The following is a 25,620-nucleotide window of genomic DNA, read 5'->3' as shown; positions in this document are numbered from 1 at the left end:
ACTATACGCATCTAACCGTTACCATTCCATCCAAATCGACTACGATAGCCTTAAATTTTTTACCCTTGCCAATGCAGGAAATAATTTTGCCGTTGTAAACGGAAACCAGATTGCCACAAGGTTCATTTCTGGAATTCTTGGCTATCAGAACCGAGGTTCCTTGTAGTTCAATATTCAGCGACTCCTGTAATTTGACACGATCGAAAGCTGCAGTGAGCTTTACGAGTTTGGAAGAAAAGTTTGTGTTACTGCATTCATCATCCGATTTGCTTTCGGTGAATGAGTTGTGTATTGGCAAGGTGTAGTTATCAAATGGATCTGGCTTTCCCTTCATGATTTTGAGTTGGTTAATTTATCTTGTCACTAAGATAACATAAATTAATTAAGTCAAATCTAATAAGTTAAATAATTAGTAGCGGTGCATTGATATTAGTTTACCCCAAGACTATTCGAATGTCCGTTGGTTAAAAATTGTATTCCCGGCTCCTATGGGCAAAAATAATGCACACATTGTGCCGATGGCCTCCAAAATTAACAGACCAAAGGATGAAGAGGCATAAGGTGACCCGAATATCAATTTTTGAAGTGGTTGCTATGCTCACCGGTAAAACTTCATCTTTTTACCTTTGATTTTTTTAATTCATCAAATAATCTACCAACTAGATCCTCTAACGTTTCTCCATCTTGCAATTCCGATGCCCCATAAGACACCTTTAATTTCTTATCGTAAAAAAGGTAATTTTTAGTTGCAATTGCCGCACTCATAGATTTTGCCAACTGAACTGCCCCGGTAATTGGCATACTTCTACATATTATCAGGAATTCATCTCCATGAATGTATTGCCTATATAGTTCTTCATTTCTTCCCATCAATGATTGCATTGTACTCGAAATATCGCGTAAAATTTCATCAGCCAAATTGTAACCAATATCACTATTTATACACCCGAAATCATTTATATCGATTATTAAAATTGAAAGTGGTTGATTAAGTCGCTGAGCAACTCGAATATACTTTTTTATGTTTAATTTGAATTTTAACCCGTTTTTTAATCCTGTTAAAGAATCATAGTACTTATATTTCATCAAAGATTTCCATAGCCAAAAAGCTAAAATAGAAGCTATGATTGCTAAACTTATGGCAAAAAAAACCACTAAATATTCAAATATCATTGTGGATTGTCTAAAATCGTCTTTGAATTAATTATAAATGAAGGAGGCTCAGGATAGGTTTCATTCTTTTTTACTTGTGATTTTGCCTCTAGATATATCTTAACAGGAACATTTAAGGTTTCTAAATTATCCCAGTCACTTTTTATTCTGTTAAGTTTTTCATTAAAAGACGCTTCATTAATTTCGTATATCAACAAATATTCGAATCGATTTCGTAACTTCTCATACGTTTCTGATATCCTTCTATGTTTTTCCGCTAACTCTGTAGGTTTTAAGAAGGTTTGAAGTCCTGTTAAAATGGCTATAATGCAACCTCCAATACTTGCAAACGGAATGGAAAAATTGTTTACCACTTGAATAGTAATTAAAGCTCCAATAATTATTGGAGGAACGCCATAATAAATATTTTTTCTCTCTTGCCGTTTAGATTCAAATCGATGGGCATATTCCAAAATATGGACCTTTTTCGTCCACTCCACTACTAGTCGTCGTTGAGATTCGTTAATCATATTATTAGTTTTTCATTGCGCAATTTAATTCATCGATGATCATCTTAGCACTTTCAACAGGATTTCTAACGGTCTGAGTTTGCGAGATTTCCGAAGGTCCAATTACATATCCATTTTCAGTCCAACCCTTTTCTGAATTAAACATAAAAATGGTAGCATTAATTTTCACATTCGAATCCATGACACTTACACTGCTATGATAGTCGCCTTCCTTAATTTCGTATATGCTACCTTCAGATATCTCATCTTGCCTCGATTGATAATATAAAATATTTATTCCTGTATTTTGCAAAATTGAAGTTTGTTGATTTATATTTTTTGAAGCAGGTGTCTGCCATTTAACGAAAAACAAGGATGATTCAGCATTACGATTCACAGTAACCTCTGTTTTATATTCAGTATTCAAAATCTTGCCATACAATACTAGGCTTTTGGCATAACAAAGATGAGAATGGATTTTGAAACGATCATCATGATTTTCCTCTGAACCTTCCTTCCAAATATGAAGTCTTAATGCCGTAAATCCTTTAGTATTCTTTTTATGAAAAATTGGGATCGTATAAAAGCCCTGAGCACCATGAAACATATTCGAATCCTCATCTAATGCAAACGATTCATACAGCAAATCCCAAAGCATAATTCTGTAATGTGGCTTAATATGTAAAGTTTTTGATTGATTAAAAATCGAGAAAATCCGATAGCAGAAAATCCCCTTTAATATGACTACTTTTTGTAAATTATTCGTATCTAATTTAGTTACATTCAATAGTTCCCCTATACTTCTATAAGTCAGATTTTCATAAAGACAGGTTATGATATGCTCTATATTGAGCGTCCGATATTGACTTGTTGATGGAGAGGAGTTGATTACACCTTGTAAGAATATTTTAAAATCCTTCAATCCAATTATTTCATTTTCCATTAGAGCGTTCAACTTAAAATATAAAAAAATGAGAGGAAATATCTAGTTCAATTAGAATGTTGCTAAAAAATTCATTTCTAATGATGAATAACTTTTATTTTAGTTTTTGTAGCTAATATAAATGTTATCACATTTGATTCAAAGTTCAGGTTTAAAATATCTAATCCTTATTTTACAACCTATTTCTCATAAGTATTACTCTGGCGGGTGGTTGGTGTGGGTTGCATATTCCGACGAAACTGTACCATCCATTTCGGTCCAAACTGGTCAAAGATTTCTTGACCGGATTTTTTCACTAGTGTCTCTTTCCCTCTCGACAACTGGTGGGGTCCGCAGTCCATCTTTTCTCCTTTAACTCCATGCTCGCTTGGTTTGGTTTCGACTTAGATTCTCTTTGAAATCCAGTTTTGCTTCTTGATCAAATTAAAATCTACTTTCAAATTTCGCAAAGAAAAGGCCTTGGTTGGCTTGAATAGGGCTTTTTGAATCTGCTATGTCCCGAGAATGCAAAATCATCCTGGAAGCGCTTATTTGAGTTTTTCAGGTAGTGATCTGCTCGAGCGACGGAAGGAGAAATTTCAGCCTTCGGCTAAAATTGACCAGTTTGTTCCGAAAAAGTCTGTCAGCTTGAAGCGAAATCAGCTGTCAGCATAAACACGGAATAAGTTGTCACTTTCGCCGAAATGTCCATACTCAAAAAATGGACATTTTTTGGGCTTTTTTATCGTGAATTCGGTGTTTTTTGAACTAAGCATAAATGTTCTCCTCCTCTCTTTTTTGACGTGTTTTACGCATGGATTCACCAACGGCTTCTATTCGATGGGCATTGTGCACGATGCGGTCCAGTACGGCATCGGCAATGGTCTTGTCCCCGATCATATCGAACCAGGCGCTTACCGGAAGCTGTGAGGTGATGACTAGTGAATTCTTTTCGTGGCGATCCTCGACGATTTCCATAAGCATGGCTCGAGATTGCGCGTCGAGTGGATGTAGACCGAAATCATCCAGGATAAGCATTTCGCAGCGTTCGATCTTCATCATTTCCTTGACGAAGCTGTTGTCGGCCTTGGCCTGCTTAAGCTTGGTGAAGAGCTTTGGCGCGCTGTAATAAAGCACGCGGTATTCCAGGGCACAGGCCTGGTGACCAAGGGCGGAGGCAATATAACTCTTTCCGATGCCGGTTGGGCCGGTAATGAGTACATTCTCGTGTTTGTCCACGAAGCCACATTCTGCCAGGCGCATGATCTGGGTTCGCTCGATGTTGCGGTCCTTGTGGAAGTTGATTTGCTCGATGGAGGCTTTATAGCGGAACTTAGCCGCTTCGGTCAGCCGGCTGATCTTTCGGTTCATGCGGTCTTCATGCTCGGCCTCGACCAGTTCTGCCAGCAGCTGGTCAGCAGTGAGGTCGCTGAATTTTCCCGTTTCCAGATTAGTTTTAAAGGCATGGAACATGCCAAACAGTTTTAGCGATCTCAGTTTATCTAGGGTATCAGAGTTATTCATGGTTTAATTTGTTGCTATTTATTTATAGTATTTCTCCCCGCGTATGTTATCGTGCTGAGGCATAGAGCGCTCATGGGCAAATAGGTTTTCTCGGTGGCTGTCCAGGTTCTTTTCCAGAATAGACTGGATGGATTTGAATTTGGTGTGTACGCCAAAGTCCATGGCGCGCCGGCAGGCGCCGGCCAATCGGTCCTCACCATATTTTTTGGCCAGGCTGAACACGCCCTCGCAGGACCGGATGATCTGGTCTTCATGCCGATCATTTTGAGTGACGATGGCCTCTATGACCATGCGGATGTCATTATGCATCTCAGCCGCGCGCTGTAGATAACTCGTGGTCGTGCGCTCAACCGAATAACGGTGCCGATGACTGAGATGACTTGAATTGGTGGTATAGGCGTGTTTGGCCCGGTCCCTGGGGTGCAGGGCGATGCGCTCGGTTTTGTTGAAAATCTCCACCGTTGATGCGGAGTATAGGATCTTCACTTTGGTATTAAGGTAACGGATAGGAACGCTGTAGTAATGTTTGTCAGGTCCTAAGAAGACATGGCTGTCGCTCTTTACCCTTGACCAACACTGCTCCTGCATTTCAAATCGGGTGATGGGCAGATCCAAAAGTGCCTTTCGCTCAATTTCCTCGAACTGGGTGCGACGGCTGTAACTGCGCCCCTGCAACTGCTGGTTGTTATGCCGCTCGAGGTTCTCCCAGATCGCGGCATTGAGCTCAGCAAGGGAATAATAGGTCTTTTGCCGAACAGGTAGGTAAATGCGGGTGTACATGATTTTCACCGCACCTTCAACCAATGCTTTATCGCGGGGTTTATAGGCCCTTGCCGGCAGCACGCAGGTGTTATAATGGTTGGCAAAGGATTCAAAGGTCTGGTTGAGTGTGGGTTCAAAGCGATGGCTTTTGATGACCGCGGCCTTGAGGTTATCCGGCACGATGGCCGAAGGTACGCCGCCGATATAATAGAGCGCGTTTTCACAAGCCTTGATAAAGTCCTCCTTCTGCTGGCTGGCGACGGCTTCAATGTAGGTGAGCTGGCTAGCGCCGAGTATGGCGACGAATACTTCGACTTCAACGATCTCACCGGTCTCTTTATCCACATAACTGAGTTTCTTTCCGGCAAAGTCCACGAAGAGCTTGTCTCCTACCTTGTGAATGCGGTGCATGGTGGGATTGAGCCGCTGCTGCCAATGTTTAAAATAAGCACAGAACTGGGTATAGTGGTAACCGCTGGGAAATTCCCTTTTGTATTCCCGCCAAAGGTGCTGGCGGGTCACCCCGGTACGTTTCAAGGCTTTTTCCATTAGCGGGAAGCACCGCAGGAGTTCATCCATGCGGGGCTTGTTTCTCCTGGGGGTCATGTAGATATCGCTGAACAATTCGTTAAGTTCATTGTCTTCCAGGCCATCCACGTCTTTAATGGGAAAACCGCAGTTGTCAAATGCACTGATGTATTTATTGACGGTGGTGCGGGAGGTTCCGACATAGTCGGCAATCTTTTGTCTTCCTACACCCTGGTCATACATTCTTAATATTTGCCTGATCTTGTTCATACTGATGGTAATGTTGGCCATTCATAAATGGTTAGGGTTAATCGTTGGGCAATCGGTTTTCAGTATTTTTGGTGATTGCACTTACTTTATGTTTAATGTGATGCCTGCAAATTTCTTGAACCAAAAGGCAAAAAAATCAGTATATGGTCTTAAAAAAACCAGTCCGCGGACTGAAAAGAAAACGCTAATCAACCGGTTGTCTATAGCGGATGAATTTCCGACGGAGTTTGCCGAGCGTATCGGTGGACATGCCCAGATATTCGGCAATGTACCGAAGTTTAACCGCGGGAAGAAGCTGGTTGATTTGTCTTTGGTGTATACGGTAACGTGCAGCAGTACTGAGCTCATGTATTTCGCGTAGGTGATCTTTGCGACGGGTTTCCTGCTGGGTGCGTATTTTTTCGATCAGGGCTTCGGCCTCAGGCAAGTTTGACTTGAGGCTTTTCCATTGCTCAAAGGTCAAAAGAAGAACCTTTGCGTCTTTGATGACTTCGATCGAGATTTGCGCGGGCTGTTGGTCGAAAAAACCAGGTGAAGCATAAACGAAGCTCGCATCAAACCAGTACCAGCTGGTCCGGGCGTCGAAGGTATGGCGGTCCACACTAATTTCACGGAGTAAGCCATCTAGGTTAAACCAAAGCAGCTTCTGTTTGGCTCCTGCATTAAGGATGTATCTTCCTTTTTGATAAGTGGTTTCGTGGAGTACCGCTCGAAGTTTTGTCTTTAGTGGGCCGCTCAAAGGGCTAAAGTGTTCCATCGCTGCGATGAAGGTTTCAAAGGATTCTGCCGAAACCGGGGCAATTGTCTTTGCATTTAAAAGTTCGTCCATGGCAAATAATGACCTGGTCTATACAAGGTCGATCGTATTGGTGTTAAGTGTCAGAAAGACAAATATTGACAAAATTCTTTCGCCGGCAAAAGCCTGGGGCTTGGCATAGCTAAGCTTTGAGGTTTGGGCGAGCCCATGATTTGATAATCTGTCTTTTTTTGATTATGGACTGAATATAGCGGCCGCGTTGGTTTGAGGTTTTGGTCGTTTTTCAATAGCTATTGATGATAGCGTTGCTGAAAGTTTAATTTTTTATTCAACCAATGGTGTATAACTGGCTGATTGGGATTTATTTTTTGCGCCTGGCAATCTTAACGCCTAGGTGGAACATGGTCTTTGCGCCGTATTTTGCTTTGATGCATTTGATGGCTTTTTCGACAGCGCTTAGACTGCAGGGCGAAATCTCGAGCTCCTGGAATTTCTCTGCTATTTCTTTCTGGCTCATGCCCTGCAAGAGGCACTTGATGAGGAGTTTTTCCATTTATTGCTGAAGGCTAGGTTTTCAATTTTAGATAATGCTGTGCCAAGTATTTCTCTGCTGTTTTATTGATGGTGATCCTGATGTATGACAGTTGCCATGTGCTTTCGAAACTCGCCGGGACTGATGCCTTTGTAATGGCGAAAATACTGAGTAAAGTGGGACTGCTGGGCGAAACCGAGGTGGTAGCTGATTTCCTTGAGTGGCATGCCGGTGTCTTGCAAAAGGTGCTCGGCTTCCATAAGCGTTCGCCTGAGCAGAAAGTTTGACGGACTGAGTCCTGATTGTTGTTTGCAGAGCCTTTCGAGTTTGGATATGGTCAGGTGTAATTTATTTGCGTAGAAGGTAATGCGCCTAGTGGACAGGTAGTGGTTTTCGACCAGCTGACAGAAGTGGCGCCAAAGACAAGGGTTGCTACGGTAGGCTTCTGTGGATAGATCTGCCTTGGCAGCATAGATGATATAGGTTTCTCCGGCATGTTTGATCTCGCCCAGACGTTTCATGGCTTGCTTGTTTTAGCCGATGAATATCCTGGCATTTTATCGAATTGCCATGGACGGTGAGAGCTTTGGACGATTAGTCTAAAATTACGCCCATCAACCAAATTATATTCTTATCTTGATGAACTCACTACTACTCTTCCTTTATGATTGTGCTATTCACATCCATACCATAACACGAATGCGCCAATGGCGCATTTTTTTTAGTTGAGTTATTTATTTGATATTTTGAATATCTTGATCGGTTAATAACCAGACACATCTTATTCTAAGCATGTATCACTCGCGTTTTTCATGCTTGTCAATACTCTGTCCTGGCTCTGATTAAGGTTGAGCCTGTTGGGGAAAGTCCTTTACCAATGTCGACTTATCGCCCGTGATGAAGCCCATTTCAAATACACAGTGCCACGGCTGACCACCGGCATCAATCAAAACACTAGTGAAGAATTTCGGGTTGAATCCCTTTTGTTTCAACAATGGGGAATCAATCATGCCGTTTTCATTATCCTTCATGGGATTGGGATAGGCTTTTTTGAGGATTTCATAGTTCCTTTTGATAATGCGAAAAATCTCTGGGGTATTTTCATGTTCGGCTATCTTTTCCGCCATACGTTTGTATCGGTTAAAGGTGTTTCGACAATGGTCGTTGCAAAATTTCATGTCACTCCTGCCATGTAACGGCTTCTCGCAATAAGCGCAATGATTAGTTGTTTGGGTTTGGTTTTCCATCATAGCTAAACGGTTAACTAACTAAAGAACAAACGATTTTATCGGGTATTTGTTTTCGAAATCGGATAAGCCCTTGCCCTATCGGGTAAGTTGCTTTTATACCCACTTACAGTTCCGACGCTCCTGAGATTTGCCTCTACATCAATACGTACAGGTCATGAAAAGAAATCAAATCTTAGCAAGCGAGTCTTTTACGGCGAGTCCTAAAAGACATTATTTTCTCGATTTTAAACAGGCGGAAAACAAGAGCAAATACATACAGGCTCTCGCGTAGTGAATTACAGGAGGACGGCGCATACGTGCGCACTTCACTGATTGTGTTTGAAGACCATCTGGAGGAATTCATCCAGGCTTTTTCCGATCTCTTTCATTCGGCGGCTTATCAGGGGCGCGGTTATCAGACCGTGATGGACATCGCCCAGGAATGCCGCGTGTCCAGGGGCATCAAGGCCATGCCTGAAGAATTGCGCCCGCGCGAGAAATTATATGCACATGGCGCGGCTGCATTGAACAATAAGGAACTGCTGGCAATCCTGCTGGGCTCAGGCTCGCCCGGCGAGACGGCGATATCATTGGCGCAGCGGATTTTGGATGGCTCTGAAGGCTCACTTTCGGGTCTTTCGAGTAGCAGTTTTCCATCACTGTGCCGATTTAAGGGGATGGGGCTTGCCAAGGCCAGTTCGATCCTGGCAGCTGTAGAACTGGGCAGGCGTCTGTTCGGCGTGGTGAATGCTCAACTAAAAGTGGCGCTATAAGCAAGTGAACCTGCTTCTCTTTTTCATTGCCCTTGCTTTTGCGATCGCTATCGCGAATAAATGTTTTTTGGACTTTTTGAGCCGAAATTTCTGATTCGGCTGTCCGGTGGAAAAGACCGGGCCCCAAGGGGTTTGCTCGAAAAAAATCTTCCCTGGCCGGCCTTGCCGTGCCGAGGTATTTTTTTCGGCAAAGTCTTGTCCTTCATCCATTCCCGAATCAGGTGGGTGTGCTTAACAAAAAGCCGATGTGCGGCTACCGCCTGAAATGGTTCCGGTGGGATAAAGCAAAAATGATTATGGAAACAAAAGGAAAAGAAAATGCGCAGGAAAAAACTTCAGGAGTTGAAACTGGTCAGACGGGCCAGGGAAGTTCAGATGAGGGTAACAAGGAAATCCGGTTCGAGTTGCCGATTGATGAAGGCAAGCCCAGTTTAGAGGAGACATTGAGAAAGATCAGGTACTTAAGTCGTCTATCCCACCAACGGGACAGGTTGATTGTCACCATAGACCAACTGGCTGCTTTTGAAGTGCGTCAACAGGACCTCTTGGAAGAATTAACGGTAAACCAGTTCCAGCGCTGCGAAATCGCCATCATGGATGACCGGGGCGAACGCTTCGCTACCAAGAATCCTTTTTTGGTGGATGCGGTGGCAAAGAACATTATGCTGCTGTGTGGAAAAAAACTAGCGGAGTTGGAAAAGCTGATTGCTGAAAACCTTTAAAAAAGAGATGGATTATGAAATGGTTTAAAGACTGGAAAACGCTTGACGAGGTCAAAGCGCTGTATAAAAAATTGGCGAAGGCTCACCATCCTGATTTTGGTGGATGTACGTCCGATATGCAGGAAATTAACACCGAATATGCCTTTGCCTCGGCCAGGGTGATCAAAAGTGGTGGATTGTCGGATGAGGAGACCGAGAATGAGATCCGTTATTCGCAAGACTACCGCGAGGCGATTGAAAGCATCATCCATCTAAAAGGGCTCATCATAGAAGTGGTGGGCAACTGGATCTGGGTGACGGGTAATACCAAGGTGTATCGATGTGAGTTGAAAGGTGCCGGATATTATTTCGCTTCCAAGAAGCTGGCCTGGTATTTCCGTACGGGTGAATTCAAGGTTCGTAAAGGCGGCCGTAAAAGCCTGGATGAAATCCGGGCGAAATATGGCATTGAGGTGGTATCAGCGCGTAACGTAAAGAGAGGACAGTTTATCAGGGGTTAATTTTAAGCGGAGGCGCAACCGTTCAAAGCGCGCTTTTATTATGAAAAATTTAGATTTAAACAGCACAAAAATATTTAGCGCATTAATGGCCGGTATGAACGGCAGGTCTCACCATAAATTCATAAGGGAATCACTAATGCCGTTGACAATTGAAAATATGGGCGGACACTTCCCTACCATGTGGGGGGATGGGCTGTTTTATAGTTTATGTCATTACTATGAGCAGCAGGGTGATCTGATGCAGGATCCGGAAATGTGTTTTCTGGTGGTGGATAACCGGAAATCGTTAAGCGAATTTGAAAAACTGATCATCGTGCCATGCAGCTATCAAAACGCAAGCCTGGGTATTTACGAAGAAAGTATCTCTTTTATGAGTGGTCGGACCAGTATCTATTTACCGATAATGCATCGTCAGCATATCAGTTTTGCGCAGATCTGGATGGGCAATATTTTGCAGCAGGGATTTATTGGTATCGAGTCATGAAAGCATTAAATGAATTGACGGGTTCGGCAAAGGCCAGGCTTTTGCATGAATTGCTTCCTGAAGAAATAGAGGGTTTAATTACTTATATCGAGGAATATTGCGCACATTTTAGCCAGCACGCAGAAAGCTATAGAAGAGATTGGAAGAATGGTTTGATTTCCTTTAACTATTGGCTAGCCTTGGCTGATGAAACAGCAAAATTGATCAGCAGATATAAGCTCGACATGATTAAGAACAGCAAGGTGTTTAGCGAACAATTGTATTTTACTTACACCTCACTTTTTGTTTCAGACTGTATTGTCAAATATGCTGACCGGGAAAATACCAGTGAAAGATTCAAGTTACTGGTGCAGGTGTTATTCCATTAAAAACTAAAGGGGATTGCCTATCCCCTTTTTAATTTCAATAAAAAAAATGGATTTAAATTCGATTATAATTATAACATTAGGCTTACTGATCCGGTATCTAATTGGCCGGAGAAGATTTAAACGCAGAAAGATTGCCGGTTTGCAAGGCTACTGGAGCTATCTTATGGCGATAGTCGTTAGTTACTCGAACGTTTGTTCAATACCTTGAGCATCGTTATAAATCAAGATAATCATACAAGGTCATTGATTGAGTTTGAAAAGGCTATACTTTTTACTATTTTACATGCTTAAAAAATGCTCCGAAATCCCAAACGTTAATCGAGTAATGGCCAAACTAAGATTGCTCTCAAAGGTGCAATAAGCATTAGATTGAATAGTTGCCAAAAAGCAAGTAAGCTAGCTAATTCAGCGAATTTGGGTTAAGGAAGCTAAAAATAGCTTATGTATTTATCTAAATTAAGTCTACTTCTCATTTTTTTTGGAACCGTTGTAGTTATAGTTCTACTGCTAATCTTCGCCAAGTATCTTAAAAAGCGGTTGTTCATATTGTGTTTGAAAATTTTCAAGCAAATCAAAAATGCTTTGACCTATCTCAAATTCAAACTATCTTGTATAATCAAGAGACATGGCAACTTTTTGCTAAGCATTTCTGGATCCTTGATTGCCCAAAAGGCTGATCAGAAGATTCTTTATGAAGATTTGAGTCCAAACGAATCTGCGGATCCCGATTTAGTCTATCAAAGTGCAATGAAATGGGCGCTTGATAATCCTAATGTGCGTAACATCGCACTTACCGGGCCATACGGCTCTGGAAAAAGTAGCATTATTAAAACGTTTCAAAAAAACAATAAAAAATATGAATACCTAAATATCTCTTTAGCCTCCTTCAAAGACAGTGATCCAAATCCTAAAGTCCTAGAGCTTAATATCCTTTATCAGATATTCTATTACGCAAAACCATCAAACATTGAACAATCTAGGTTTGGAAGAATTGAAATCCCTTCAATGGGTAAAATATTTATTAGAGTACTCGGGATAGTCTTACTAGCCGTCTCAATTGCATTTCTGACAAAAGCCAAATATTTTGAATCTTTCCCTGACATTAAAAGTCTTCAAGGGAATCAAATGCTAATTTACACTGCCTGGCTGATTGTCATTACAGGGTTGTTCAGTATAATCTTTTGGGCTTTTAAAGGGTATCATAGCTTTAAGGTTGGCAAGCTGAATATTGCCAGCGCGGAAATGGAACTTGGAAAGAAGGATAAGTCCGTCTTAAATGAACATCTGGATGAGATTCTGTATTTTTTTGAGTCCTCAAAGTATAATGTTGTTTTTATTGAGGACCTTGATAGGTTTACAAATCCTGTTGAAATATTTACCAAGCTTCGCGAGATAAACCTGTTGATCAACAATGCAAATCGAGTGAAACGCAACGTGGTTTTTATTTATGCCTTAAAAGATGAACTTTTTAAAGATGAGAAGCGTACAAAGTTCTTTGATTTTATCATTCCGGTAATACCTGTAATCAATTCGAATAATGCGAAAGACATGCTTACCCGTAAATTAAAAAAGGCCGGATTATTCGAGAACATCCCTGGAGCATTTGTTTCATTCATCTCTTATTATATCGATGATATGCGCATGCTGCTAAATATCATCAATGAATTATTACTATATAAACATATCTTATTCAAAAATTCCGGCCTTGAAATTGATAAACTGCTGGGCATGATTGTTTATAAAAATCTCTATCCTGATGATTTTTCAGAGCTACATGAGAATGCTGGGAAACTTCATGAAATCGTTCAAAATAAGACAACTTACCTCGCGCACCTTGTCGACAAATTGAAGCATGAGGAAACAGTACTAAACAATAAGCTCGCGAAGGCCTCGGAGGAACGCATTGGTGCCTTAAGGGAGTTGAGAGAGGTATTTGCTTTCAGGTTATTTGATTTTGTCAACACAAAGGGTACTCATGAATCCACACGTGCTTTTACGGGTTCTATTGAGGTGGATGATACCCTCTATACTTTGAAGGATTTAGTCGAGAGTGAAGAGATCTTTGAACGAACGATGGCACTCGAAAACATCAAGTATCAGTACCAATACGCCTATAACATGACCTTTGCAAATATTAAATTCACTCCTCAGAGTCTCAAAAAGGGAGATGAAACTTATGAAAACAGGAAAGAATTGGTAGCGATAAGAGAACGGCAATCCCAGGATTCGATAAGAAAAGAACTAAATCAGCTTAGAGACCAGTTGAGCGCGCATAACGAAATGGATATTAAAGGCATTGCAAAAATAATTGATTTGGAAGCCACAGTACCCTCATTGAAAGAACTGCCCGTGTTATCTTACCTGGTGAGAAATGGTTACTTAGACGAAAATTACAGTAGCTACATTACCTTATTTCATCCGGGAACACTCACAATCGATGATAAAGATTTTTTACTGGCAGCACAGCACCGCCAATCGAAACCTTTTAATCATCCCTTGCAAAATTTACAGGAATTAATCGATAGCCTGCCCCAGTTTGCCTTTGCGAGAAATTATCTTTTAAACTTCGACTTGCTGGATTTTCTGCTTTTGACAAAAGACAATAATGCAGAACAACTTGACTTGTTGATGAATCAAATGGTCAGCGAAAAACCCAAGGCTATAGACTTTATGTTAGCCTACTTAGAATCGGGGCGGCCTCTAAAAGCCTTCCTTTTGGAATCTGCAGCTGTTTTTTCAATTTTTTGGGACATTATCGATCTTAGATCTGGTTTGGAACAAGCTAAAAAAAACAAATATTTTACCATTCTTCTTCAAAGTCTTACCACAAAAGAAATTGCCTCATTCGATCAACAAAAATCGGTAACAAATTTTATCATTTGTGATCTCGAGTTTATGCCAAGGACAGTTCAGGACAATATCATTCAGGAGGCAATGGGCTTAATCTTGCATCTAGATGTAAAGCTTAAAACTATTGTTTGCGAAATGAATATGACTGATATGGTCGGGCAGATTTATGAACACAATTTATATGAACTTAATGTTCCAAATATTGCGCTTTTAATGAAACTGTATCTGGTGGATGAGAACTATGAACTGTTAAAAAATGCGCATCTTACGACTATTCTACAATCAGATTGCAAACCAATTAAAGATTATATTCTCAAGAATCTAGACACTTATGTCAATCAGGTTTTTCTTAACCTAAGCAATAACCATGAAGAATCTTCGGAGACTATACTATTTCTTCTCAATGATGAAAAATACCTGACGATAAGCGAAAAAAAAGAAATCATTGCTTTGCAAAAGTTTAAATTTGTTGATGACCTGAAGAAAATAGACACTGATCTTTATCCGAAATTATTAGATACCCTTACCATTACACCAAGTTTAAGCAATGTTCAGGAATATTGGGTACAATACGGACTAGACGAACACCTCGTAAATTACTTGAATCAAGCAGAGATCTATAACCATTTAACTGGAAAGTGGGATTCTTCCGCGTCAGACTTTGTTTTGTGCTTCGAAAACATCATCACCTCACCAGAAGTTCTTCCAGAATCACTCAAAAAAATATTGAAAACAGCCACGTTGAAGTTTCAAAATCTTGACATTTCAGCTTTACCGGTAGCGAACGTGGAAGTAATTATTTCTTCTGGCAAGATGGTGATGACTCCAGAGAATTTCGGTTTCCTTCAATCACGGCAAAAAAATGAAACAATTCTATTGATTGAGCATTTCAGGAGAACTTTCAAAAAGATGATGGCGAATTTTCCTTTGGATACTAAAGACTATAGACTTATTTTAGATTCCGCGCGGCTTCAGGACAGTGAAAAAATATTAATATTAACAAATATAAAACCTGAACTATTAACCGAAAGCTTAGCTAATGATGCATTGAGATTATTCATGCGCGAGCCTAAAGGTTTAACCTGGGGCGGGTTATACGCTGTAATCAGTAAATCTTCAATCGAACGAGAAAAAATGACATTTGTAAATGGTTATTTATCAGGCGCTACCAAAGACCAGATTAAGAAGATACTCATAGCATTAGGCAAGCCCTATGCAAATTTAGTGAAGTCGCGCGGTCATGCGGAACTAATTACAACCGATTATCATAAACGTTTCGCTGAACTATTAACGGCAAATCTGAAAGAAGGTACTTTCCTCTCATCAACAACGCCGGTGAAAAATAAAGATAAAATCAGGTTAAACGCGAAGAAATAATCCAAAAAGCGAAAGACATTACAAAATGTGTAGTCAATACCTAAAGTTTAGTGAGTCGATATCGCTTTGTTTGTAAATCGTTGTTGAGGAATCTTTTCTGTTATAAAGAAATAGCTGAGTTTGCGTTTGCCCAATATAAAGTAGGTTCTTTCCAGTCCTGACTGTGCTTCCGTTTCTTGAAAAAGAAATTTGTGCAATCGGATAGCCTGCTTTAACTTTCTTGGCATCCGCCGCTCGGAAGTTGCTGATAGAGCTTCCAATAAAATAAATGCAAATTAATGAGAACAATATTGAGTTTTTTAAAAACCAATCAAAGTCTCGGTTTATATATAAGATTCCAATTAATAAACCTATTCGAATTGCCGCGACAATGAGATCAAAAAACTGCAGTTCCCAATCAATATAGTACCTTAAAACGACGAACCTTAAAATTGAAAGTAAAATGTTGATAACGATGAACCAGAAAAGCGTATTATAAAGCATTGCATAAAAATATTCTTTAAAACGTGATCGACGAACCGGGGTAACTTCTTGCTCCATTTCAGATGACACATCCGGCCTCTGAGCGAACTTCGAGTCATTCTTGCTCATAAATACTAAATTCTGATAAGCAGCCGAGTAGAAAAAGCTGCCGAGTACAACAATTGTAGGGAGAAAAGACATGACAATCTCAGCACTTCCGATATAATTATATATTTCAATGCCAAATTCATGGTAATAGCCATAAAGATTATTGAAACCAAAGTAAATCAGGCAAATAGTCAGTAATGGAAGGTAGGTTATGAGGCGTTTCATTGGGTATCATTTTTTTCGAATGTACTAATTTTGGTAAAATTGAAAAGTAATATGTAATTTAACTAAAGAATTTTAATGGTTTTGTTGTGTAACTTCGGTTTACGCTTTCCAGTTATTAGATTATATTTTTCCTTACTAAATATATAACTTCTGACGCTCAGTAAAGTGCTTATTTTATTCTTCGTGACCATTCCTGTTTACATTGCTCCTTTATTCATAACCGCTACTATGTCAGAATAAGCGTAATAGAGAATACTTCCTATTTTCTTAAAAGGTAGGGTACCATTAATCCTTAGGTTCTGCAGTGTCCCAGGTGAAATGTTGAGCAAATGCCTGACTTCTGCGCTTCTTAGCCACTTTTTGTTCTCTACAGCATTTTTCTGATTAACCCCAGTCTGTTTCAATAACTCGAAAAGTTCTTTTTTAAAATCATCTAGGTCTGTCTTGGTAATTAAATCTAATATCATTGGTATTGTCGTTAAGGGAACGCAAATAATAAATTATTGATCCAGAAAATGCTCTACTACATGTCAATCTAATTTGATTTTTTTAGCACTTTACTTGAAGAGAACAGGGGTTGATTATTCTTTAAAAAAATGCGAAAAAAAACCAAAAAAAAATTCATTTGTATTTGTCATTCTTTTTGCGTAAATTTAGGATTAAATCATTCGCAGATAAATCAGATTAAATCGAGGTGAGTAATTCGGGGAGTCGGATTTCAAAACCTTCAAAATATTGCTAAAACGCTGATTTTTAACTAGGTTAAGAAACCAGCGGGATCACAGAAAGCCTTAAACGAAAGTTTAGGGCTTTTTTGTTTTACAAGGAATTTGAACTTTTTCTTGAGCGTGCCTTTTTTTGGGTTTGCGGGAGCGAAAAATCCCAAATGGAGCATAGGAAGCCAAGATTAGGATAATGGCAAGGTAAAACTAAAAACAGATCCTTTACCAACTGTACTTTCAGCCCAGATTTTGCCACCATGAAGATTTACAATTTCTGCTGAGACATAAAGACCAATTCCGAAGCCGGAGATTAAATTATTGTTATCCACACGATAGAAACGTTCAAAAAGTTTGGGTAGTTCTTCCTGCCTTATGCCAATACCTTCGTCTTGAACACTTATTTTAATGGTATCGGTAGTGGTTATGCAAGAAACTCGGATGGCAGAACCTGGCTGAGCGTATTTAACCGCGTTACCGATTAGATTTGCCAGAACCTGCCCTATCTTACCTTTATCAGCACTAATCATAATGCTATTGCAGGGTTCAAAGAAAAACCGATGTGTGCTGTAAAGCATTTTGGTTTCTTCTTGCGCTTCATTAATCAGGTCGGCAACATCGAATTGTGATTTTTCAATAAAAACTTTGGCAGATTCAAGTCTTGAAATATTCAAGAATCCATTGATCATATCCGTCATTCGTTTTGTTTGCTTTACAGATTGATTAATTGCACGCTGATTAAGTTCGTCAGGATTTTTATGTGCATGCATCTCCAAGAGTTGAAGATAAGCAGAGAGCGATGTTAAAGGTGTTTTGAGTTCATGGCTTACCATTCCGATAAAATCGTTTTTACGGATTTCTTCTGTTTTCTGTTCGGTTATATCCATCACAACCCCAGTGAAGGTAGAAAAGGTACCAGATGGATCTGCCTTTAAATTGCCAATAGCTCTGAGCCAACGCAAACGGTTATCATGCAGCCCTACAACAGGATAGGTTACATCATAATCGCCATTGTTATAAATTGCATCTTCCAGTTTTTTCGAAACAAATTCTCGGTATTCATCTGTAATCTGTGCAATTGCCTGTTCTATAGATAAATCCTCATTGGGTAAATACCCGAAAAGCTCTTTCAAACGTGCATCTGTAATAAATTCGCGTGTTACGGAATTAATGTACCAAGTCCCAAAATTAGCCGCATCAACGGCTAAGCGGAGCGCAATTTTACCTTCTTCTATCTTCTGTTCTGCCTTAAGCAATTCTTGATTGATTTGTGAAAGCTTCTCGTTGGTAACGAGCAATTGTTCGTTAGATGCCCTGAGTTCTTCATTTATAGCTTCAAACTCTTCGTTAATCGATTGAAGTTCTTCTGCGCTTTGCTTAATTTGCTGTTCCCATTGGTCTCTTTCTGTTACATCTCTGGTGGTACCTGATACCGCTATAACTTCTCCAACTTCATTAAAAACCGGATTGAGAATGTAATCGTACAACCTTCTTCCCAAAATGGCATGAGGAAAAGCAACCTCTCCCCTAACCGGTTTTCCTGTTGCCTTGATCAAATCGATTTCCCGCTCGTGCATTTCTGCATGCCAAGGTTCATATCCGTTTTCCAAAAGCCCCTTTCCCACGGCATCATCCCAAGTTTTGCCCCACATTTCTAAAAGTGCTCGGTTTACATAAGAAAAGCGATATTCTAAATCGAAAACATACATTAAATCAGGTGTTCCGGCAGTAATGGTTTCATAAGTTCGCTTCTGATTTTCAAGAACATCCTTGGCTTCAGTTAGCTTCTGTTCCGCTATTTTGCGTTCTGTAATATCCGATGCAACGCCAAACCATTCTCTTATCTCCCCTTCGTCGTTCAAAATGGGCACTGCTCGTGAAAATGTCCAGCCCATGCTTCCATCTGCACGCACTACACGGTGTTCGAGCTGAAAAATATTTTTTGTGGCAATTGCATTTGCAATTGCTTCATTAACCATTTCTAAATCATCGGGATATACATTTCTTGATTTCCATTCGGTTGTAGGCTCATGGGCATCAAGTAGAAATCCCCGACCATCCAGTTCATGCATAATAGTCCAATCTGGATTTAGGCTATAAACTACATCTGATGTCGCCTTTAATAGCGCCCTAAAACGGTCTTCGTTTGCGGAATTCGTATTTAAGTTGTGAGAATTTTCATTCATAAAAGCAGTTCCCGATACTTTGAAACGCGAAAATTACTTATTTGTTTGGAAAGGTAGATTGTTATTTATGAAAAAAATATTAGATAAGATGTTTGTGATTTTTATAATATACTATTGATAAGACTTTTTTAAATGTGAAGAATAAGAAGATTATCCTGATGTTATGCGCTCCCATCGAGAAATTGTTTTCGAAAAAATTATATTTGATTATTGACAGTTAAATAAAAATGAAAATAAAGATAGTTAGAGACCTACATCAAGAATTCGGAATTTCTAATTTAGATTTTAACAATGCTGATTTGGTTATCCTGGCTGGCGATACGAATCTCGATACAAAAGGAATTGAATGGGCTAAAGCAAATATTAAGGATAAACCTGTAATCTACCTATTAGGCAATCATGAGTATTATAAAGGTTCATATCCAAAGACACTCAACAAAATTATAGAGGCATCAATTAACTCTAATGTAACTGTTCTTGAAAATAGCAGTGTTGATTTTGAAGACATACGATTTCATGGAGCAACTTTATGGACAGACTTTTCCTTGTTCGGAAGTCCTGTTGAATATGGAATTATATGTCAAGGCCAAATGAATGACTACAAGCAAATAAGAAGGGACCCTTCTTATTCTAAGCTAAGAACAATTGACACTTATAAGATTCATCAAAAGTCCAAGGCATGGTTGCAACAAAGTCTTGAAGAATCAATCGGCAAAAAAAATGTGGTAATTACTCATCATGCTCCAAGTATAAAATCTATACCAGATTTATATAAAACTGACCCGATATCATCTGCGTATGCTTCTAATCTTGAAGATATTATTATAAAATATCAACCCTTATATTGGATTCATGGACATATACATACGCCAGTACGATATCATATTGGTGAGACAGAAATTATTTCTAACCCGCATGGTTATCTTGACGAAAAATATAATGGATATGAAAAAGACTTTATTATTGAAATTTAATAATCAATTAAGGATCTATTCTTATTTTCCATTAGGTTTATGATCACATGCATGTGCTAAACCTTCCTTGTAGAGACGTCTAAGTATATCTTCATCTTTCCCTCCGTATCTAAGTCCTGAAATACATGAAACCTGCATGGCACTTATTGCCCTATCAAGTTCATCAGGAGTTTGTGGTTGTTTTTTGAAATAGCAATGGCCATACTCCTCTTTAGAATGGTCAATAAGTCAGGTGCTTCCGCTTCAGGTGCTCTACAAGTGATGCACACTTGATTCTCTACATAAAAATCTCCTAGCGAATTTTCTGGAAATCTTTCTATTTACCTTTTAGATAACTTTTTGCCAAAAATTCTATTCAATATTTTCATTGGCTTATCACATTTGGAATACAATATTATGCCTAGTTTATCAAAATTGTTAGAATACACTATCTTGAATGTACAATAAATTGCCGTACATTTAAAAACTAATCATTTCTATCTAAATAGCTCGAAAAATTAATGATGATTGCGCATCTTATAATTGCACACACCAATCCTAAGCAGATTGAAAGGCTTATCGGTAGGCTTGTCTGTGCAAAATCTCACATTTACATTCACGTAGATAAAAAGAGTAAAATTGATGACTTTATTTATTTAAAAACAAGACCAAACGTTTATTTTATCGAAAATAGAATTAGAGTTACCTGGGGGGCCTACAGCATGGTACAGGCCACTTTAAAAAGTATGGAGCAAATCTTAGCTTCTAAGATGGAATACAGTCATATAAATTTATTGAGTGGACAGGATTATCCCCTTAAAAATCCAAACGAAATATGTGACTTTTTTTTGGCAAATTCAGATAAAACGTTTATGAAATTCTTATCCATAAATGACCATTGGAAAGAAGCCCTTCCTCGTCTTCACAACTATCATTTAACTAATCATAATTACCCGCTCAAGTATAGAGTACAATACTTAATAAATAAAATCTTGCCTAAAAGAAAAATGCCCGCCAATTTAAAGCCATTTGGATTATCACAATGGTTTACAATAACTTCTTTGCACGCCAAATATGTAATTGACTATTTGAAAGAAAATAAAAATGTAGAACGTTTTTTTTCGATGACCTGGGGTGCTGATGAGTTTGTTTTCCAAACGATTTTGTTAAACTCAGAATATAGAAACAATATTGAAAATAACTATCGTAGGTTTATAAAATTTGAAGCCGGCGCAACTAGGCCGATGATTCTTACGTTAAATGACGTAGATAGTTTGTTAATGTCCGGCAAGTTTTATGCACGTAAGTTCGATGATAATATAGATAATGAAGTCTTAAATTATTTAGATAGTGTAGTCAGTATTAATTAATCTTATAACGGATAAGTCTTTTTCCGATAATCTTGATTAACCTATATAAACTCCGTTTACTTGGGTACAATTTAAATGCTTCGAACACCTGCCTAAAAGCAGCTTGAGGATTTTTCTGATTATGGTAAATATTATCAGATAGTATTCCGGCATAAATGGCATAATTCATTCTGGCTCTATTTTTTAATTCCTTTCGTTTTTGTTTGGGTAAATACTGCTGGATAATATTTATCACAGTTAAAATATCTCGGATATTTTGACCTGTTCTTAGAGAATTATTTGTGATGTTACTAGAATGTACCCTATAGCAAGCGAGTTTTAATGGACTATATGCGGTAGGATAATTGGATGCTATTCGAGTCCACATTTCCCAATCTTCTCCGTAATGAACCCCAAAAAAACTTCCTAATCTTTCATATACTTCACGCTTTACCACTATACATGGTGTTTGTAATAGTTGCCCTTCAGCAATTTGCATTAACCAGTCGTTAATGATGCCTTTGCTTTCAAGAATCTGCTTACTATCCCATAACCAGTTATTTTCTTCGTCAATATCAGAACAGCCGGTAAAAGCAGCGCCAGCTTCAGGATGCGCATCAAACAATGTTGCAATTTCCTCATAAAAACCAGGTTTTATTAAATCATCACCATGAAGAATATGAACTAACTTACCTTTGGCCCTGTTTATACAAGTCTCAAAATTTCTAAGGCTTCCAACATTTTGTTCTTGTTTATAAAAATTAACCCGGCCTTTTCCAATCTCTTCGATTAGCGCCTCAATATCTCCATCGGTGCTACAATCGTCAATTACTTCAATTTGCATTTCCGACATGTCTCTGGCTTGTATCAATACACTTTCTACCGTTTGACGTAAATACTTTATACAGTTATAGCTGGGAATCATAACCGACCATTTTGGCTGGTCAGAATTGAAGCCTAAAGGTTTTATTTGTGGTGGTGATTTTGGGGTACGTTCGAGCATGGTCTCTATTGTATTATTAAAATGAAATCAATTTTTATAGTAAGCTTTCCAGCTTTCTATTCCACTATTGAATGCATTCAGCTCCTTATCATTTCTTAGATTCCTTTTCTGGCGTTCTAATACTTTTATTGCATTCTTTAACATCAAGCCTTTATCTGCAGACATATTGTAATCATGAATTCTATATGCCGCAATTTTTTCACTGTGGGTTATCGATGTGAAATGCCTTGTAATATTTAAATTAATATCATAATCTTCGCAGGCTTTTAATTGTGGATCGAAAAAGAATGTATAAAACAGGTCTCTTCTATACATAACTGTTCCCTCCATGGCAATATAATTTCCATGAAGAAGTCCTTCATAATTTTCTGCCCACTTTTCAATTTGTGGTGCCGAACTTAAAATGTCTCCATTATCATCAACTTTATCGTGTGCACCAGAAACGAAGGCAACCGATTTATTATTTGCAAAATAGTTTATATTAATCTGTAATGCATCTGGAAACAAATAATCATCTGCATCCAAAAAAACTAAAAATTGACCAGTAGAGTAACAAAAACCGGTATTACGTGCAGCAGATAAGCCAACTCTGTTGGTTCTAATATATTTTACGTTATAGGCCTTACAAACTTCCACTGTATTATCGGTTGAGCCATCGTCTACTACAACAATTTCCACATTTTTGTAAGATTGATTAAGTACACTGTTTATGGCTTTTGTTAGGTATTTTGAATGATTATAGCAGGGAATAATTATAGAAACCAGCGTATTCTCATCCATTACCACATCTCGCGATAGTGATTTTAGAAAAAGAATATTCCCCTTACGTTGTACATTTCGATGTTTTCGATAATATAGCCAGCCAGAGATGCATCCATGGATCTCATTAAAAGTATCTAGCAGAGAATTTAGTCTTAAATGGAGAAGATCTCCAAAGATTCTTTTGCTATAGTAGTTTGGTAGAATTTTTTTAAGTCGGTATAGCTCTCCTTGATGATGATAATTTTCGTATTGCACGAGAACAGAACTAACCTGTCCACGCATGTAACTAAAAATTTGATGCTTTAAAGAGCTCGATTCTTCTCTATGTTTATGATACACAAACAATTCGGGATAATAACGACAATGATAGCCCTCAGCTAATATACGGTACCAAAACTCTGAATCACCGCTACAGCCAGAAGCACCAACATCAAGTCGTTCATCAAACCAGCCTATTAAATCAAAAATCTCTCTTCTAAAAGCCATATTGGCACCAGCACCGATATCCCAAACTGGTACACCTGTATGAACATGCTTATTAAAATAATGTTCATCGTAAAGTTGGGGCAAGTATCCTTTGTTAAATCCCCATGCTTTTTCGAAAGTAAATTGTGCCTTAGTATTTAGTGAAATTGGAATAACTAAGCCAGTTACAGCCATTGTTGCCCGGTCATTAAACTTTAGTTTTAACTGACTAGTCCAGTTGGGTTCTACAATAACATCATCATCAGTATAAGCAACAATCTCATTTGAGGCGAGACGAGCTCCAGTATTTCTTGCAATATCTAAGCCTTTTCGCGGTTCCTTAAAATATTTAATCTCGGGATATTTTTTAATAACCTTTTCTGTTGAATCATCGTCAGGTGCATTGTCAATCACAATTAATTCGAAATCCTTGTCGTTAGAATTCAATAATGCCTGTACACAATCATCAATGGCCTGCGGCCGATTTCGAGTACATATAACCACCGATAGTTTTTTGTCTGACAAGAAGTTATCATCTTTTATCGGGATGATCTTATCAAATAATTGCTCGAGCTTTAACTTTTCCCTATTTAAAAAATAGTCCCGCCAGTTAGATGTATTTCCAGCATGTATTGGTATGGCTGAATAATAATCAATTGTTGGCTGAATGGCTTCAATAACTTTTTGATCGAGGGATATATTGTCGGATAAAAAATCTTCTTCTGTTAACCAAATATGTCCTAATGGAAAGTTTTTCCACCATAATACTAAATAGTAATTCGATTTTAACGGTTTAAAGCTATCTAATCCGTTGAGCTGAAGATGCTGTATAGAATAAGGTTTAAATTTTTTCATATTTATAAGTTTTCCTGTTCAAGCAGAACTTTAAATTTCGGTCTAATCGCACCTGGCCAGTCTCCATACCATGCGGTGTTTTCTCTAAAATCTTCAACATCAAATGATAAACATTCTTCTAATTCAAATATGGCAGAACTGGTATTTCTAATAAAAATTAAGCTAATTGTATACGAACCATTATTTAAAAGATTGCCTGGTATGGTGCACTGACCTTTAACTAGCCCTTTTTGAAACGGCTGCGCAATAGAATCAACATCGAAAATGCAATCTCCCATTACAGTATTTAGAGACATGCTAACCCCTAAGTCTATGTTTTCTGATGGTAAATACCAGAACTCAAATTGAATGGTTAAAGGTGTTCTAATATCAATAATTTTACTGTTGTCTACATATTTTGGAATTACTTCTAGCTTTTTAATTCGAATATTACTATTGCCAGGTGCCTCATCCGGATCGTTATAAACCTTTTTTAATGGTTGATCTTGTTCATTTTTAAGATAATTAGTGATGATATCTTGTGTGCTCCCGATATCAATTAATCTTCCCTTCTCTAGATGAATTGCTTTATTACATAAATTTTTCAAAGCTTGTGAATTATGGCTCACAAATAGTACTGTTTTACCTTCCTCAGCAGAAACTTGTTTCATTTTACCAAGGCATTTTTTCTGGAAATCCGAGTCGCCAACAGCAAGCACTTCATCAATAATAAGAATTTCGGGATCTAAATGTGCTGCTATCGCAAAAGCAAGTCTAACGTACATTCCACTGGAATAGCGTTTTACTGGTGTATCAAGGAAACGCTCTATTCCAGAAAAGGCTACGATCTCATCAAATTTCAATAAGATTTCCTTTTTGTGCATTCCCAGAATCTGGCCGTTCAAAAAAATATTTTCCCTACCCGTTAATTCTGCATGAAACCCTGTTCCCACTTCTAATAAACTTGCAATTCTGCCCATCCCCTTAATGGTTCCGGTTGTAGGTAAAGTGATACGCGACAAAATTTTTAACAGTGTTGATTTTCCAGCTCCATTTTTGCCCACAAAGCCAACTACATCGCCTTGCATAATTTCAAAGCTAATATCTTTAAGCGCCCATAATTCGTTGCTGGAATTGTTTGTGTTGTTGGGATTAATTTTTTCGTTACCAGAAATGCGAAATGCTTTTTTCCAAAATCCTTGCAAATCTTCTTTGAATGAACGCGTGCCTATAACACCCAATTTGTAATATTTCGAAATATTTTCCGCTTTTAAAATCACATTATCCATATTCAT

Annotated in this window: 24 protein-coding genes; 8 read left to right on the top strand and 16 right to left on the bottom strand. The window is 38.5% G+C overall.

Going from position 1 to position 25,620, the window contains the following annotated elements:
• Position 1: 1 nt before the first annotated feature.
• The 10 genes from DF947_RS01385 to DF947_RS01340 form a co-directional block, all read right to left on the bottom strand.
• Positions 2-334 (bottom strand): hypothetical protein, encoded by a 333-nt coding sequence (locus tag DF947_RS01385; RefSeq protein WP_109927893.1) that lies wholly within the window; start codon positions 332-334, stop codon positions 2-4.
• 278 nt (positions 335-612) lie between these two features.
• Entirely contained in the window at positions 613-1,173 is a 561-nt protein-coding gene (locus tag DF947_RS01380; RefSeq protein WP_109927892.1) for a GGDEF domain-containing protein, read from the bottom strand.
• Entirely contained in the window at positions 1,170-1,682 is a 513-nt protein-coding gene (locus DF947_RS01375) for an SLATT domain-containing protein (protein ID WP_109927891.1), read from the bottom strand. The genes DF947_RS01380 and DF947_RS01375 overlap by 4 nt, the downstream gene beginning before the upstream one ends.
• A 4-nt stretch (positions 1,683-1,686) precedes the next feature.
• The gene (locus DF947_RS01370; RefSeq protein ID WP_146202861.1) at positions 1,687-2,604 is read right to left on the bottom strand and encodes a hypothetical protein; all 918 of its coding nucleotides are present in this window, start codon (positions 2,602-2,604) and stop codon (positions 1,687-1,689) included.
• A 747-nt stretch (positions 2,605-3,351) separates the two neighbouring features.
• Positions 3,352-4,107 carry an IS21-like element helper ATPase IstB gene (gene istB / locus DF947_RS01365; protein ID WP_109927889.1) on the bottom strand — a complete coding sequence of 252 codons (756 nt, stop codon included), beginning with the start codon at positions 4,105-4,107 and terminating at the stop codon, positions 3,352-3,354.
• Between the two features lie 18 nt (positions 4,108-4,125).
• On the bottom strand, positions 4,126-5,688 hold the full coding sequence (gene istA / locus DF947_RS01360; protein ID WP_109927888.1) for an IS21 family transposase: 1,563 nt from the start codon (positions 5,686-5,688) through the stop codon (positions 4,126-4,128).
• A 163-nt stretch (positions 5,689-5,851) separates the two neighbouring features.
• Entirely contained in the window at positions 5,852-6,496 is a 645-nt protein-coding gene (locus DF947_RS01355) for a Crp/Fnr family transcriptional regulator (protein ID WP_109927887.1), read from the bottom strand.
• Positions 6,497-6,785: 289 nt separating this feature from the next.
• Positions 6,786-6,977, bottom strand: a complete 192-nt coding sequence (locus DF947_RS01350) for a helix-turn-helix transcriptional regulator (RefSeq protein WP_109927886.1) — start codon at positions 6,975-6,977, stop codon at positions 6,786-6,788.
• Between the two features lie 62 nt (positions 6,978-7,039).
• Positions 7,040-7,477 carry a helix-turn-helix domain-containing protein gene (locus tag DF947_RS01345; protein ID WP_109927885.1) on the bottom strand — a complete coding sequence of 146 codons (438 nt, stop codon included), beginning with the start codon at positions 7,475-7,477 and terminating at the stop codon, positions 7,040-7,042.
• Positions 7,478-7,798: 321 nt separating this feature from the next.
• Positions 7,799-8,083, bottom strand: a complete 285-nt coding sequence (locus tag DF947_RS01340; RefSeq protein ID WP_146202860.1) for a hypothetical protein — start codon at positions 8,081-8,083, stop codon at positions 7,799-7,801.
• A gap of 419 nt (positions 8,084-8,502) precedes the next feature.
• On the opposite strand from DF947_RS01340, the gene DF947_RS01335 reads away from it, so the two are divergent.
• The 6 genes from DF947_RS01335 (at position 8,503) to DF947_RS01305 (ending at position 15,259) form a co-directional block, all read left to right on the top strand.
• Complete coding sequence (locus DF947_RS01335) at positions 8,503-8,958, top strand: UPF0758 domain-containing protein (protein ID WP_146202859.1); 456 nt, start codon at positions 8,503-8,505, stop codon at positions 8,956-8,958.
• Between the two features lie 245 nt (positions 8,959-9,203).
• Positions 9,204-9,680: a hypothetical protein gene (locus DF947_RS01325; RefSeq protein ID WP_146202858.1), complete on the top strand. Its 477-nt coding sequence runs from the start codon at positions 9,204-9,206 to the stop codon at positions 9,678-9,680.
• A 14-nt stretch (positions 9,681-9,694) separates the two neighbouring features.
• Positions 9,695-10,180, top strand: coding sequence for a molecular chaperone DnaJ (locus DF947_RS01320; protein ID WP_109927880.1), 486 nt, complete (start codon positions 9,695-9,697; stop codon positions 10,178-10,180).
• Between the two features lie 40 nt (positions 10,181-10,220).
• On the top strand, positions 10,221-10,664 hold the full coding sequence (locus tag DF947_RS01315) for a DUF6908 domain-containing protein (protein WP_109927879.1): 444 nt from the start codon (positions 10,221-10,223) through the stop codon (positions 10,662-10,664).
• Positions 10,661-11,032 (top strand): hypothetical protein, encoded by a 372-nt coding sequence (locus DF947_RS01310; RefSeq protein WP_109927878.1) that lies wholly within the window; start codon positions 10,661-10,663, stop codon positions 11,030-11,032. The genes DF947_RS01315 and DF947_RS01310 overlap by 4 nt, the downstream gene beginning before the upstream one ends.
• 552 nt (positions 11,033-11,584) lie before the next feature.
• Complete coding sequence (locus DF947_RS01305) at positions 11,585-15,259, top strand: YobI family P-loop NTPase (protein WP_158526203.1); 3,675 nt, start codon at positions 11,585-11,587, stop codon at positions 15,257-15,259.
• A 33-nt stretch (positions 15,260-15,292) separates the two neighbouring features.
• Here DF947_RS01305 and DF947_RS01300 read toward each other — a convergent pair whose 3' ends face one another.
• The 3 genes from DF947_RS01300 to DF947_RS01290 form a co-directional block, all read right to left on the bottom strand.
• The gene (locus DF947_RS01300; RefSeq protein ID WP_109927876.1) at positions 15,293-16,054 is read right to left on the bottom strand and encodes a hypothetical protein; all 762 of its coding nucleotides are present in this window, start codon (positions 16,052-16,054) and stop codon (positions 15,293-15,295) included.
• Between the two features lie 197 nt (positions 16,055-16,251).
• Positions 16,252-16,521, bottom strand: coding sequence for a helix-turn-helix domain-containing protein (locus tag DF947_RS01295; RefSeq protein ID WP_109927875.1), 270 nt, complete (start codon positions 16,519-16,521; stop codon positions 16,252-16,254).
• Positions 16,522-16,961: 440 nt separating this feature from the next.
• Positions 16,962-18,959, bottom strand: a complete 1,998-nt coding sequence (locus DF947_RS01290; RefSeq protein WP_109927874.1) for an ATP-binding protein — start codon at positions 18,957-18,959, stop codon at positions 16,962-16,964.
• A 227-nt stretch (positions 18,960-19,186) separates the two neighbouring features.
• Here DF947_RS01290 and DF947_RS01285 point away from each other — a divergent pair, with 227 nt between their 5' ends.
• Positions 19,187-19,933 carry a metallophosphoesterase gene (locus DF947_RS01285; protein ID WP_109927873.1) on the top strand — a complete coding sequence of 249 codons (747 nt, stop codon included), beginning with the start codon at positions 19,187-19,189 and terminating at the stop codon, positions 19,931-19,933.
• Positions 19,934-20,433: 500 nt separating this feature from the next.
• Positions 20,434-21,282, top strand: coding sequence for a beta-1,6-N-acetylglucosaminyltransferase (locus DF947_RS01280; protein WP_109927872.1), 849 nt, complete (start codon positions 20,434-20,436; stop codon positions 21,280-21,282).
• Here DF947_RS01280 and DF947_RS01275 read toward each other — a convergent pair.
• From DF947_RS01275 to DF947_RS01265, 3 genes are read right to left on the bottom strand one after another with little or no spacing between them, the layout of a single operon-like run.
• Positions 21,275-22,264 carry a glycosyltransferase family 2 protein gene (locus DF947_RS01275; protein WP_109927871.1) on the bottom strand — a complete coding sequence of 330 codons (990 nt, stop codon included), beginning with the start codon at positions 22,262-22,264 and terminating at the stop codon, positions 21,275-21,277. The genes DF947_RS01280 and DF947_RS01275 overlap by 8 nt on opposite strands.
• 27 nt (positions 22,265-22,291) lie before the next feature.
• Entirely contained in the window at positions 22,292-24,346 is a 2,055-nt protein-coding gene (locus DF947_RS01270; protein ID WP_109927870.1) for a glycosyltransferase family 2 protein, read from the bottom strand.
• Between the two features lie 2 nt (positions 24,347-24,348).
• Complete coding sequence (locus DF947_RS01265; RefSeq protein ID WP_240615298.1) at positions 24,349-25,620, bottom strand: ABC transporter ATP-binding protein; 1,272 nt, start codon at positions 25,618-25,620, stop codon at positions 24,349-24,351.

This window comes from Pedobacter paludis, from assembly GCF_003173575.1.
Taxonomy (GTDB): domain Bacteria; phylum Bacteroidota; class Bacteroidia; order Sphingobacteriales; family Sphingobacteriaceae; genus Pedobacter; species Pedobacter paludis.
Note: the sequence above shows the minus strand (reverse complement) of the source record. Positions and strands in the feature narration are given on the sequence as shown.